This window comes from Streptomyces apricus (assembly GCF_008369065.1).
Classification (GTDB): domain Bacteria; phylum Actinomycetota; class Actinomycetes; order Streptomycetales; family Streptomycetaceae; genus Streptomyces; species Streptomyces apricus.
Genome location: NZ_VDFC01000046.1, coordinates 952081 through 964325, shown reverse-complemented (window position 1 = coordinate 964325; position 12245 = coordinate 952081). Strand labels below are relative to the sequence as shown.

Annotated in this window: 13 protein-coding genes; 2 read left to right on the top strand and 11 right to left on the bottom strand. The window is 72.0% G+C overall.

From position 1 onward, the window contains the following. The first annotated feature begins 62 nt into the window (after positions 1–62). Together FGF04_RS24480 and FGF04_RS40185 are read left to right on the top strand one after the other, a co-directional pair. A complete protein-coding gene (locus FGF04_RS24480; RefSeq protein ID WP_149513822.1) occupies positions 63–827 on the top strand; it encodes a class I SAM-dependent methyltransferase in 765 nt (254 codons plus the stop codon). Further along, positions 824–1906, top strand: a complete 1083-nt coding sequence (locus tag FGF04_RS40185) for a prenyltransferase/squalene oxidase repeat-containing protein (RefSeq protein WP_188114204.1) — start codon at positions 824–826, stop codon at positions 1904–1906. The genes FGF04_RS24480 and FGF04_RS40185 overlap by 4 nt, the downstream gene beginning before the upstream one ends. On the opposite strand, the gene FGF04_RS24475 is transcribed toward FGF04_RS40185, so the two are convergent. From FGF04_RS24475 to FGF04_RS24425, 11 genes are all read right to left on the bottom strand, one after another. Continuing rightward, complete coding sequence (locus FGF04_RS24475; RefSeq protein WP_149513420.1) at positions 1890–2705, bottom strand: enoyl-CoA hydratase/isomerase family protein; 816 nt, start codon at positions 2703–2705, stop codon at positions 1890–1892. The genes FGF04_RS40185 and FGF04_RS24475 overlap by 17 nt on opposite strands. Positions 2706–2734: 29 nt before the next feature. Next, positions 2735–3991: a cytochrome P450 gene (locus tag FGF04_RS24470; protein WP_235882466.1), complete on the bottom strand. Its 1257-nt coding sequence runs from the start codon at positions 3989–3991 to the stop codon at positions 2735–2737. A gap of 93 nt (positions 3992–4084) precedes the next feature. After that, positions 4085–5467, bottom strand: a complete 1383-nt coding sequence (locus tag FGF04_RS24465) for a cytochrome P450 family protein (protein ID WP_149513418.1) — start codon at positions 5465–5467, stop codon at positions 4085–4087. A gap of 10 nt (positions 5468–5477) precedes the next feature. Beyond that, the gene (locus FGF04_RS24460) at positions 5478–6038 is read right to left on the bottom strand and encodes a GTP-binding protein (RefSeq protein ID WP_149513417.1); all 561 of its coding nucleotides are present in this window, start codon (positions 6036–6038) and stop codon (positions 5478–5480) included. Between the two features lie 3 nt (positions 6039–6041). After that, entirely contained in the window at positions 6042–6428 is a 387-nt protein-coding gene (locus FGF04_RS24455; RefSeq protein ID WP_149513416.1) for a DUF742 domain-containing protein, read from the bottom strand. Then, the gene (locus tag FGF04_RS24450; protein WP_149513821.1) at positions 6421–7227 is read right to left on the bottom strand and encodes a roadblock/LC7 domain-containing protein; all 807 of its coding nucleotides are present in this window, start codon (positions 7225–7227) and stop codon (positions 6421–6423) included. The genes FGF04_RS24455 and FGF04_RS24450 overlap by 8 nt, the downstream gene beginning before the upstream one ends. Positions 7228–7241: 14 nt before the next feature. Further along, a complete protein-coding gene (locus FGF04_RS24445) occupies positions 7242–8429 on the bottom strand; it encodes an ATP-binding protein (RefSeq protein WP_149513415.1) in 1188 nt (395 codons plus the stop codon). A 425-nt stretch (positions 8430–8854) separates the two neighbouring features. Then, positions 8855–9148, bottom strand: coding sequence for a hypothetical protein (locus FGF04_RS24440; RefSeq protein ID WP_149513414.1), 294 nt, complete (start codon positions 9146–9148; stop codon positions 8855–8857). A gap of 104 nt (positions 9149–9252) precedes the next feature. Beyond that, positions 9253–10260 carry an LLM class F420-dependent oxidoreductase gene (locus FGF04_RS24435; protein WP_149513413.1) on the bottom strand — a complete coding sequence of 336 codons (1008 nt, stop codon included), beginning with the start codon at positions 10258–10260 and terminating at the stop codon, positions 9253–9255. Between the two features lie 144 nt (positions 10261–10404). Then, positions 10405–11241, bottom strand: coding sequence for a DUF5336 domain-containing protein (locus tag FGF04_RS24430; RefSeq protein ID WP_149513412.1), 837 nt, complete (start codon positions 11239–11241; stop codon positions 10405–10407). A 158-nt stretch (positions 11242–11399) separates the two neighbouring features. Beyond that, positions 11400–12245 (bottom strand): N-acetylmuramoyl-L-alanine amidase (locus tag FGF04_RS24425; RefSeq protein WP_149513820.1); only part of this gene is annotated, 846 nt, incomplete at its 5' end.

The window sequence follows — 12245 nt, the reverse complement described above, 5'->3', positions numbered from 1 at the left end:
CTCGAAGGCGTGGCGTCCCGCCCCGCCCCCGTGGACACCCCGAACCGCGAAAGCAGGACCACGTGCTGACCGTCGACTTCTCCCGGTTCCCGCTCGCCCCGGGGGACCGTGTACTGGACCTCGGGTGCGGGGCGGGACGCCACGCCTTCGAGTGCTACCGGCGCGGCGCGCAGGTCGTCGCGCTGGACCGGAACGCCGAGGAGATCCGCGAGGTCGCCAAGTGGTTCGCGGCGATGAAGGAGGCGGGCGAGGCCCCCGAGGGCGCCACCGCCACCGCCATGGAGGGCGACGCGCTGCGGCTGCCCTTCCCCGACGAGTCGTTCGACGTCGTCATCATCTCCGAGGTGATGGAGCACATCCCGGACGACAAGGGCGTGCTCGCCGAGATGGTCCGCGTGCTCAGGCCCGGCGGGCGGATAGCCGTCACCGTGCCGCGCTACGGGCCCGAGAAGGTCTGCTGGTCGCTGTCGGACGCGTACCACGAGGTCGAGGGCGGCCACATCCGCATCTACAAGGCGGACGAGCTGCTCGGCAAGATTCGCGAGGCGGGCCTGCGGCCGTACGGCACGCACCACGCCCACGCGCTGCACAGCCCCTACTGGTGGCTCAAGTGCGCGTTCGGCGTCGACAACGACAAGGCGCTGCCGGTGCGGGCGTACCACAAGCTCCTCGTCTGGGACATCATGAAGAAGCCGCTCGCGACCCGGGTCGCCGAGCAGGCGCTCAACCCGCTGATCGGCAAGAGCTTCGTGGCGTACGCGACCAAGCCGCACCTGCCCGCCGCCGCCCTCGGCGGCACGGCGCGGACGCAGACGGACGCTTCGTGACGACTCCGCGCACCGAACACCTCGTCCTCGCGGGGGTGCTCACCGCGGAGGAGGCGGCGCAGACCGTCCGGGGCATCCTGGCCGTCCAGCGCGAGGACGGTGCCATCCCGTGGTTCCGCGGCCACCACCTCGACCCGTGGGACCACACCGAGGCCGCCATGGCCCTGGACGCGGCCGGTGAGCACGAGGCCGCCGCCCGCGCCTACGACTGGCTGGCCCGCCACCAGAACCAGGACGGCTCCTGGTACGCCGCCTACGCCGACGGGGACGCCGCCGAGGTCACCGACCGCGGGCGCGAGACCAACTTCTGCGCGTACGTGGCCGTCGGGGTGTGGCACCACTACCAGGCGACCGGCGACGACACCTTCCTGGACCGCATGTGGCCGACGGTGTTCGCGGCGGTCGAGTTCGTGCTGGCGCTGCAGCTGCCGGGCGGGCAGATCGGCTGGAAGCGCGAGGACGACGGCACGCCCGTCGAGGACGCGCTGCTGACCGGGAGTTCGTCCGTCCACCACGCGCTGCGCTGCGCGCTCGCCATCGCCGAGGAGCGCGAGGAGCCGCAGCCCGACTGGGAGCTGGCGGTGGGCGCGCTGCGCCACGCGATCCGCCGGCACCCCGAGCGGTTCCTCGACAAGGACCGCTACTCGATGGACTGGTACTACCCGGTGCTGGGCGGCGCGCTGACCGGCGCCGAGGCGAAGGAGCGCATCGCGCGGGACTGGGACCGGTTCGTGGTCCCGGGCCTCGGCGTGCGGTGCGTGGTGCCCAACCCCTGGGTGACGGGCGGCGAGTCGGCCGAACTCGCCCTGGCCCTGTGGGCCGTGGGCGAGTCCGACCGCGCGCTGGAGATCCTGCAGTCGATCCAGCACCTGCGGGACCCGCGCACGGGCCTGTACTGGACCGGCTACGTCTTCGACTCGCGGGCGGTCTGGCCCGAGGAGCTCACCTCGTGGACGGCGGGCTCCCTGCTCCTCGCCGTCGCCGCGCTGGGCGGCGACGAGGCGACCTGCGCGGTCTTCGGCGGCGACCGCCTGCCGCTGGGCCTGGACCCCGACTGCTGCGCTACCGGGGCGGTCTGAGGGCGCCGCTCAGGAGGTGGGCGTCCAGCACGGAGACGTCGGACGCCCGGTCGGCCCGCGCGTGGCCGGCCAGCATGCGCTTGGTCAGGACGAGGGCCTCGGCCGGGCGCCGGGCGAGCGGCCGCGTCCAGGAGTCGACGGCGCAGTCCAGCTGGTCCGGGGGGACCACTTTCTGGATCAGGCCGATCCGGTGGGCGGTGGGGGCGTCGAACACCTCGCAGGTGAGGGCCAGTTCGCGCACCGGTGCGAGGCCGGCCTCCGAGATCAGCCGGCCCATGGCCCCGCCCCAGGCGGGCGGGAGGCCCAGACCGACCTCGGGCATGCGGAAGCGGCAGGTGTCCGCGCCCGCGCGCAGGTCGCAGAAGGCGGCGAGGGCGAGTCCGGCCCCGATGACCTTGCCGTGGAGCCGGGCGACGGTGACGGCGTGGGTGTTCTCCAGGGCCTGGCACAGCCGGTGGGCCTTGTCCGCGGCACGGCGCAGGGCGCCGCCGGTCGGGTCGGCGGCGACGGCGTCCAGGTACTCGGTGCGGTCCGCTCCCGTGCAGAAGTCCTCGCCCCCGGAGGACAGGACGAGGACCCGTACGTCGGGCCGTTCGTGCAGGCCGTCCAGCAGGGCGATGAGGGCGTCGATCGTGGCGGCGCCGAGGACATCGTTGTCCTGGCCGGTCGGATTGAGGCGGACCCGCAGGACGGGGCCGTCCTGCTCGGCGTCGACGGCGGCGCTGGCTGCGACGTCGGCGGCGGCAGCAGCGGTGAGGAGGGGGGCGGGAGGCGCGGGGGGCGCGGGTATGTGGTTCATGCGAGGGCCACGTCCAGGCGGTATGTGGTTCATGCGAGGGCCACGTCCAGGCTCAGCAGGCGTCGGAAGGCGACCCGCGGCGCTCTGGGAGGGCGGCGGGCCAGGGTCAGCCGCGGCAGGCGCGCGACCAGTTGGCGCAGGAGGGTGTGGGCTTCGAGCCGGGCCAGCGGGGCGCCGAGGCAGTAGTGGATGCCGCCGCTGAACGCGAGGTGCTGGGAGGCCGCGCGGCGGGGGTCGAACCGCTCGGGGTCGTGGTGCTTGGCCGGGTCCCGGTGGGCGGCGCCCACCATGAGGTGGACCATCTCGTCGGCGCGGACCTCGACGCCGTCCACCGTGCAGTCCCGCGCGGCCACCCGGCTGATCACATGGGTGGGCGGGTCGTAGCGCAGGGTCTCCTCGACGAAGGCGGGCACCAGGTCGGGGCGGGCGGTGAGCAGGTCCCAGTGGCCCGGCTCCTCCAGGAGCAGGAGCGTCATGGTCGACAGGAGCGTGGAGGTGGTCTCCAGCGCGGCCAGCAGGACGAACAGGACCAGGAAGTAGACCGCCTCGTCGGCGCTGTCCCGGTCGGGCTCCATGGCGTCCCAGGTGCTGATCCAGCGGGAGACGGGATCGTCGCCGGGGTGGGCGCGCCGGTCGCGTATCAACTCCATGAAGTAGGAGCGCAGTTCGGCCATGGCGACGTCGGAGCGGGCCAGCTGGCTGGCGGAGGGCAGCAGTTCCTGGGTGAAGACCTGCTCGTGGGTCAGCTCGCGCAGTCGTGGCCAGTCGGCGGAGGGCAGGGAGAGCCAGGCCCCGATGGTGGCGATCGGGAGCTCCTCGCTGACCAGGGCGGCGAAGTCCGTCTCGGCCTCGCCGTCCCGCAGCCGGGCGGTCAGCGAGTCGAGCAGACCGTCGGTCAGCTCGCCCACCGTCCGGCCCATGCGCTGGATGGCGGTCCGGTCGAAACCGCCCGCCGCCCGGCGCACCCTGGTGTGCTCCGGGGGGTTGAGGGCGGGCATCGTGCTGGCTATCTCGCGCGAGGACGGGGCGTGCCAGCGGGTGCGGGGCCCCTGGCGGTCCCGCCAGCTCTTGTCCGGTTCCAGCCAGTCGGAGCTGCGCAGGATGCGGTCACAGGTGTCGAAACTGGTGACGAGGAAGCCGCCCCAGGGAGCGGGGCTGACCCCGCCCCTCGACCGCAGTTCCGCGTAGAGGGGGAAGGGATCGGCCTGGCCCTCCGCCGTCCGCAGACGGGAGAAGAGGGAGACGGTGGCCCGGCGGTCGGAGGGTGGAGTCGTGAGGCTCCCCACGATGGCGGCTCCTTTCTGAGCGACAGCCGCCATACGTACCCGTGGGATGGTTGAAGCATCCTGTAACACTGTGTTCTCGTAGGGTTACTTACGTCACTCGCCCCTCGTCCAGGCGAGGAAGCGGCTGAATAGTCCGGATTTCGCCTTCGGCGCGGCGGAGGACTGTGCCGACCGGTACGCGGGAGCGGAGTGCTGCGCGGAGGACGCGGACGCCGGGCTGAAGCCCTGCCGGTCCGCGGACCCGTCGGCGGCCGGCTGCGGCGCGCTGCGCGCGGTGAACCGGATGGGGACGCTCATCAGGGAACGGCTCCACGGCGCCGGCACCCAGGCCAGGTCCTGGAAGCGCACCCGCATCTCGACGTCCGGCAGCCGGTTGAGCAGCGCCTCCACGGCGGTGACCGCGATCATGAAGGCGGGGTCCTTGGCGGGGCAGGCATGCGGTCCGGCGCCGAAGGCGAGGTGGGCCTTGCCGCTGAGCTGCTCGCGGTGCTCGGTCAGCTTCGGGTCGGTGTTGGCCGCGGCGAAGGAGATGACCACCGGGTCGTTGGCCCGCAGGATCCGGCCGCCCAGCTCGACGTCGTGGGTCGGGTAGTGGGCCGCGTAGTTGGCGATCGGCGCGTAGTTCCACAGCGTCTGGACGACCGCGTCCTCGACCGGCAGGCCGGCCTGCCAGTCCCCGCTCAGGTACAGGGCGCTGCTGGTGCCGATGGCGGCCGCGAGGGGCGCGGTGCCGCCGGAGAGCAGGGTCACCAGCTGGTGCAGCACCTCCTCGTCGGTGAGCCCGGCGGAGTGCTGCATGAGCCGCGTCGTCACGTCGTCACCGGGCTGGCGGTGCTTGAGCGCGATCAGCTCGCCGAGCGCGCCGCCCAGGACCAGGTCGGCGCCCGGGGTGCCCTCGAAGATGCCGCTGATCCCGGCGATGACGCGGTCGCCGATCTCGGGCGGGCAGCCGAACAGGTTGCTGAAGACCAGCAGCGGCAGCGGCTGCGCGTAGTCGGCCATCAGGTCCGCCTGGCCGCGGATGTCCGAGGCGAACTGGCTGATCAGGTAGTCGGCCGACTGCTGGGTCTGCCGCACGAGCTGCAGTTCGTCGATGCTGGCCAGGCTGTCGGTGACCGCCTGGCGCAGCCGGGCGTGGGCCGCCCCGTCGCTGAAGAGGGCGTTGGGGCGGTAGCCCATCATGGGCAGGGCCGGGCTGTCGGCCGGGACCCGGTTCTCGTTCAGCGCGTTCCAGCGGCGCGAGTCCCGGACGAAGGAGGCGGGGTTCTGCAGGATGTGCAGGGCCGCGTCGTAACTGGTGACCAGCTCCACCTGCACGTCGGGGGCGATGTCGACGGGAGCGCTGGGACCCAGCGAGCGCAGGTGGGCGTAGTGCTGCTCGGGGTCGGCGCCGAACTCGGGGCCGAACAGCTGGACGTTGCCGTGCGCGGGGCAGCCGGGCGGCGGTGTTGCGGAGGAGTTGATCTGCTGCTGCATGCCGTGGCTCCTAGCCGAGTATGGACATCAGGTGCTGCACGAGGGTGATGAGGGACTGCGCCGAGGACTTCTGGTCGCGTACGTCGCAGTGCACGATGGGCGTGTCCGCGGCGAGGTTCAGCGCCTCGCGCACTTCGTCGAGCGGGTACTCGGTGGTGCCTTCGAAGTGGTTGACGCCGATGGCGTAGGTCAGGCCGAAGCGCTCGACCAGGTCCAGGACGGCGAAGCTCTCGTGCAGGCGGGTGGGGTCGACCAGCACCAGGGCGCCCAGCGCGCCCCGCGACAGGGACTCCCACATCTCCTTGAAGCGCTCCTGGCCGGGCGTTCCGAAGAGGTACAGCACGAGGGTGTCGCTGAGGGTGAGGCGGCCGAAGTCCATGGCCACCGTGGTGGTGGTCTTGTTCGGCGTCCCCGAGAGATCGTCGAAGCCCTCGCTGGCCTCGGTGATCTCCTCCTCGGTCTGCAAGGGCTCGATCTCGGAGATGCTGCCGATCAACGTGGTCTTCCCGACCCCGAAGTGACCCACGATGAGGATCTTGACCGAGTTGGAGATGTCTGGGTCCAGATACACGGCTTACGCTCCGAATTTGGTTCTGAGGCCGTCCAGCACAGCACTGAGCAGTTCGCGTTCGGCCCGTTCCACGCGGGGGATGGGCTTCCGCACGAGGATGAGGCCGTCCTCCTCCAACTGCGCCAGCAGGATCCGCACGATGCCCAGGGGCAGGTGCGTGTGGCCCGAGACCTCCGCCACCGACAGGAAGCCGTTGGTGATCAGGTCCATGACCTTGCGGGCTTCCGGGGACAGGGCACGCGCCGCCGCGGCCGAGGTGACGTCGCGCGCGGTCACCAGGGCGGTGTGCTCGTACTCGTGGTCCGCGGGCAGGTCGCGTCCGTTCGTGATCACGAAGAGGGGGACTAACGGGGTGGTCAGTTCCAGCTCTTCGTCCTGGCCCTCAGACATGGTCGGCCCTCTCTCCCCTGAGCGCGGGCACGGCGTCGGCCAGCCGGCTGGTGAACTCCTCGATGTCGCAGTCGTGCGCGGCCGCGGCGGCGAGGAAGCCGTCGTCGCCCGCCGCGATGAGGAACAGCCAGCCGTGCTGGTACTCGATGACGGTCTGCTCCCACTCGGCGTCCTCGGGACCGCCGGCGAACTGCGCCGCCGCGCGGCTGTAGGCGTGGATGCCGGTCATGGCCGCGGACATGGTGTCCGCGAGGTCCTTGCCGATCCCCGAGGTCGCTCCGCGCGGCAGGCCGTCGGAGCCGAGCAGCAGCGCGTGCCGGGCCCCCGGCACCGCGGTGACGACCCGGTCGAGCTCCTGGAGCACGAAGCCCGAACCGCCCGACTCCGCGCGCGGGACCGGTGTGGCCTCGGCCCGGGACGGGTCGTCCACGCCGACCCTCGGCGGCGACGTCAGGTTGTCGCCCAGCCGGGCGACGAGCCGGTTCATGCGGAACGAGAGCTGCTGGAGGTCGACGTCGGGCTCGGCGGCGGCGGCCAGGTACGCGCCCTGCCCCGCCCCGATCAGGAAGACCCAGCCGTGCGAGAACTCGATGACCGTCTGGTTCCACTGCCGTTCCTGCGCCGGACCGGCGAAGTGCGCGGTGGCCCGGCTCAGCGACTGCATCCCCGACATGGCGGCGGCGATCGTCTTGACGTCCTTCTGGGACAGGCCGTCCGTGGCGCCGCGCGGCAGGCCGTCCGCCGACAGCACGACGGCGTGCCGGGCCCGCGGGACGTTGTCCACGATGTCCCTGACCATCCACGACATGTCTGTCATGCGCCCTCGGTCCCTTCGGACGACGGAACCTCTACGGCACGGCCCGACATGGTGCCGCGCTGGATCGCGGCCAGACCGCCACTGCCGCGGCCGGCCTTCTTGAACGGCCGCGTCCCGCCGCCGGCGGAGCCCCCGGCGTCGGTGACGCTCGCGGTCGGGGCCTGACGCTCCCCGCGCTTGGGCAGGCCGTGCACCGTCCGGGACTCGGCCGCGTCCTCCTCCACGCTGGGGATGCGGCGGATCCTGCGCACGGGAGCCTCCTCGGCGGGCGGGGTCTCTTCCATGGTCCACAGCTCCTTGGGCAGCAGGACGACAGCCCGGACACCGCCGTACCGGGAGACCCCGGTGACGTCCACCTTGAATCCGTACTGGCGGGCGATCAGGCCGACCACGGGCAGACCGAACTTCGGCTGGGCACCGAGCTGCGACAGGCGCGGGAGGGAGTCCCCGGACAGCAGCGCGGTCGCCTTCTGCCGGTCCTCGTCGCTCATGCCGACACCGGCGTCGTCGATCACGATGCACAGGTTGCTCTGCACGCGCTGGAACGTCACCTCGATGGGTGCGTCGTGCTGCGAGAAGCTGGCAGCGTTGTCAAGCAGTTCGGCGACGGCGAGGGCGACGGGCGCGACGGCGGACGCCTTCAGCGCCATCCCGCTCTGCTGCATGATCTCGACCCGGTTGAAATTGCGGATCTGGCCCTGGGCGCTGCGCACCACGTCGTAGACGCTCGCGGCCTGGCTTCGGCGGCCGAGGGGCGCACCGCACATGACCGCGATGCCCTGGGCCTTGCGGGCCATCTGCGCGGTGGCGTGGTTGACGTCCAGCAGGTCGGAGAGGACGGCGTGTCCGCCGTACCTGCGCTGGATGCCGTCCAGGAGCGTGGTCTGCTCGGCCGCGAGACTCTGCAGGAAGCGCACGGCGCCCTTGAGGACCGCCTTGGTGCTCTCCTCCGCGGTCCGTTCCGCCTCGCGGAGCGCCTCGTCCTGCTCGGCGCGGAACCTCTGCAGGTCGGTGAGCGCGGTCGAGAGCCGGTTCTGGGACTCGGTGAGCCTCTGCTGCGCCTCGGCCTCGGACTGCCTCTTTCTGGCCCCCAGGGCTCTGGTGCGGACGATGAGTGCCACGACTGCGGCAGTGGAGACCACTGCGACCACAGCGAGGCACCATATGAGCACGTCTCGATTCATCGATACCTTTCCCGGGGCGCGACATGCAGACATCGTCGGAACGCGCCCCAGAGGGATCCGCGGCGCACACCTTGGGAACTGCATGAGCGCTACTACGAAGAGCAGGCTGACCTCGGATCACCACCAAGCCGAGTGGATCAAGGTCGCAGACGGCGCGATGCTATCACCGGCGGGTGTCCGGCCAGGGGGCCGCCCATGTCTGATATGACGTCAACGCCCGTCGTGTAATTGCACGTTGCCGACACTTGCGGCCATCCGGCGGCCGGTTCCACGGCGCGGGCACGAAAGAGCCCGCCGGTCTCCGGCAAATCTTCACAGCGGTACGGGAACGGCCACCGGGGCGGGAGGGGTCCCCGCACGCGCGAAGGCACCCGCGCGGCCCTCGGGCCTCGCGGGTGCCGGGCGGAACTGCTGGGGAACCGCGGTCAGTGGCGTGCCACGCGGTTGGCGATGGCGTGGCCGATGAAGAGGTAGACGACGGCCGCGAGACCGTAGCCCGCGACGACCCGTGCCCACTGCTCGTCGAACGTGAACAGGTCGTGCGACCAGCCGGCGAGCCAGCGGGCGGTGTCATGGATGAACTGGACGAACGCGTTGCCCTGGTTGGCGTCCAGCAGGTACATGAGGATCCAGAGGCCGAGGATGGCGGCCATGATGTCGGCAACGACCGCGACGACCGTGCCGGCTTGATTCGAACCGTTGCGATATCGAGGGGACATGTCATGCGGATGACCCTCGAACCGCGTATGAAACCTGTCACTTGACACCGTCTCCGTCCCCGCCCCTGCCCCCGCCCCGCGCTCCGGGCCGGCCGGCGCAGGGGTCAGGACAGCTCCGCCAGCACCCTCAGGGTGTGGTGGTCGGGGGACAGCAGCAGGAGGTCGGTCACCGGGCCCGCCCGCCACAACTGAAGCCGCTCGGCGATCCGTTCGCGCGGGCCCACCAGGGAGATCTCGTCGGCGAAGGCGTCCGGGACGGCCAGCACCGCCTCCTCCCGCCGCCCCGCCAGGAACAGCTCCTGGATCCGGCGGGCCTCCTCGGCGAACCCCATCCGCGCCATCAGGTCGGCGTGGAAGTTGCGCGCCGCATGACCCATCCCCCCGATGTAGAAGCCGAGCATCGCCTTCACCGGCAGCAGCCCCTCGGCGACGTCGTCGCAGACCTTCGCCCGGGCCATCGCGGCGACCAGGAAGCCCTCGGGCGCCCCGGCCAGCGATGCCTCGTACACGTCCGTCCGCAGGGGCGACCAGTACAGCGGCAGCCAGCCGTCCGCGATGCGCGTCGTCTGGGCGATGTTCTTCGGCCCCTCCGCCCCCAGCAGCACGGGCAGTTCGGCCCGCAGCGGATGCGTGATCGGCTTGAGCGCCCGGCCGAGTCCCGTCCCGTCCGCCCCCCGGTACGGGTGCGGGTGGAAGCGCCCGTCCAGCTCGACCGGCCCCTCGCGCCGCAGCACCTGCCGTACGACGTCGACGTACTCCCGGGTCGCCGTCAGCGGTGACTTCGGGAACGGGCGCCCGTACCACCCCTCGACGACCTGCGGCCCCGACAGCCCGAGGCCGAGCATCATGCGCCCGCCCGACAGGTGGTCCAGGGTGAGCGCGTGCATCGCGGTCGCGGTGGGGGAGCGGGCCGCCATCTGCGCGACCGCCGTGCCCAGCTTGATCCGTGACGTCCGCGCGGCGATCCAGGTCAGCGGGGTGAAGGCGTCGGACCCCCAGGACTCGGCGGTCCACACCGAGTCGTAGCCGAGCCGCTCCGCCTCCCGGGCGAGGGAGACGTGGTCGGGGGAGGGGCCGCGGCCCCAGTAGCCGAGGGCGAGTCCGAGTCGCATGCGCCGCTCCTCACACGCTTCTGACGGAGCGTCAGATACGGGACGGTCGCGCCGACTGTACGGGAACGGCCCCCCACCCGGAAGAGCCCGTGAGGGCTCCTGGGGTGGAGGGCCGCAGGAAAACCGTGCCGCGCGGCGGTGCGATCAGCCGCGCTGGATCCCGGACGTGTCCTGCAGGACGCCGCGGCGGCCGTCCTGCGTCTGCGCCACCAGGCTCGGGCCGCGCTGCTCGACGGCCAGGTACCAGGTGCCCGGCGCCAGTTCGGCGATCGGCGTCGGCGAACCGTCCTCCGCGAACAGCGGACGCGCCACCGGCACCGCGAACCAGAACGGGGAGAACTCCCCGCCGGGCTGCTGCGCCTGCGGGGCCTGCGCCTGCTGCGGCTGGGGCTGGCCGGGCTGGGCGCCGAACGGCTGGCCCTGCTGCGGCTGGCCGCCGAAGGACGCACCCGGCTGCTGGGCGCCCGGGTAGCCGTAACCACCCTGGGGCTGGCCGCCGTAGGGCTGCGGGGACGGCGGCTTGGGGGCGCCGACGAGGGCGGCCTTGAGGGCCGGCACGAGCGGCGTGGCGATCGCGGCGGCGGCCAGGACCAGCGTGGCGATCAGGATCAGGATCAGACCGGTGCCGACGTCCGGGCCGGACGAGCCCTCGCCGACGTTGTTGAGGCCGCCGGCCGGGTCGAAGATGTTCGCCAGCGCGCTCCACGCCGAGAGGACGGCGAAGACGACACCGATGTGGCCGAGGTCGATGCCGAGGACCTTGGGCGCCTGCGGCAGACCGCGCGCGAGCACGATGAGCGCGGCGCCGGCGATGCCCGTGAGGACGACTCCGAGCAGCAGGGGGGCGCTCGACCACGCGTTCGGCATGTCGAGGTTGGCGGCCCCGTCGTACGAGTAGATGTCGAGGAACGACGCGATCAACAGCAGAACCGCTGCTCCGATCACCACGCCGTCGCCCCGAGTGAGGGAGCGGATATTCACTTCAGGTCCTTCGTCAGTCGTCTCGTCGTCGGTGGAGGCGTCGCTGTCACCAGGTCCCCGTGAGGCCGCGGTGTGAAGCGCGGGGATGGCCCCTCATCGTACGGACGACACTATCGTCCGTCCCACCTGGGTGTCCGCCCCGATATGCACGCTCTTCCCTACCCGCGCAGGAAACCCACGATTCCCTCGGAGATTCCCCGCGCCGCCTTCTGCCGCCAGGCACCGCTGGTCAGCCGCTCGGAGTCCTCGGTGTCCCGCATGTTGCCGCACTCGATGAACACCTTCGGAACCGTTGACAGATTGAGACCGCCGAGGTCTTCGCGCACGTCCAGGCCGGTGCCCCCGCCGATGTAGTTGGAGGGCGGGCTGCCGGTGACGCTCAGGAAGCGGCCGGCGATGTGCTCGCCCAGGTCCCGGGACGGGGCCACGATGGGGCGGGTGTCGGCGGCGCCGGAGTGCACGGAGCCCGGCAGGATCACGTGGAAGCCGCGGTTGCCCGCCGCCGAACCGTCCGCGTGGACCGACACGACGGCGTCCGCCGCGGCCTCGTTGCCGATCCGGGCCCGCTCGTCCACGCACGGCCCGAAGGCGCGGTCGTCGTCCTGGGTGAACTTCACCGTGGCGCCCTCCTTCTCCAGGAGGGTGCGCAGCCGGCGCGAGACGTCGAGCGTGAACTCGGCCTCCGTGTAACCGTCGTTGGTCGCCGTGCCGGTGGTGTCGCACTCCTTGCGGTTCGTCCCGATGTCCACCTGGCGGTTGATGTCGGACGGGTGCCGGAAGTTGCCGGGGTTGTGACCGGGGTCGACGACGACGACCTTGCCCTTGAGGGGGCCGGCCTCCCCGCTGTCGCCCGCGTCACCGCCGGACTGTCCGCCGGTGCGGCCGGCGCCGCCGTCCGGCCGCTCCTTGGCGTCGTCCGGGGCGCCGGACGAGGGGGAACGGTTCGCCGGGGCCGACGGCGACGCCTGAGCGGCGGAGCCGTCCCCGCCGGAGTCGCCCACGGC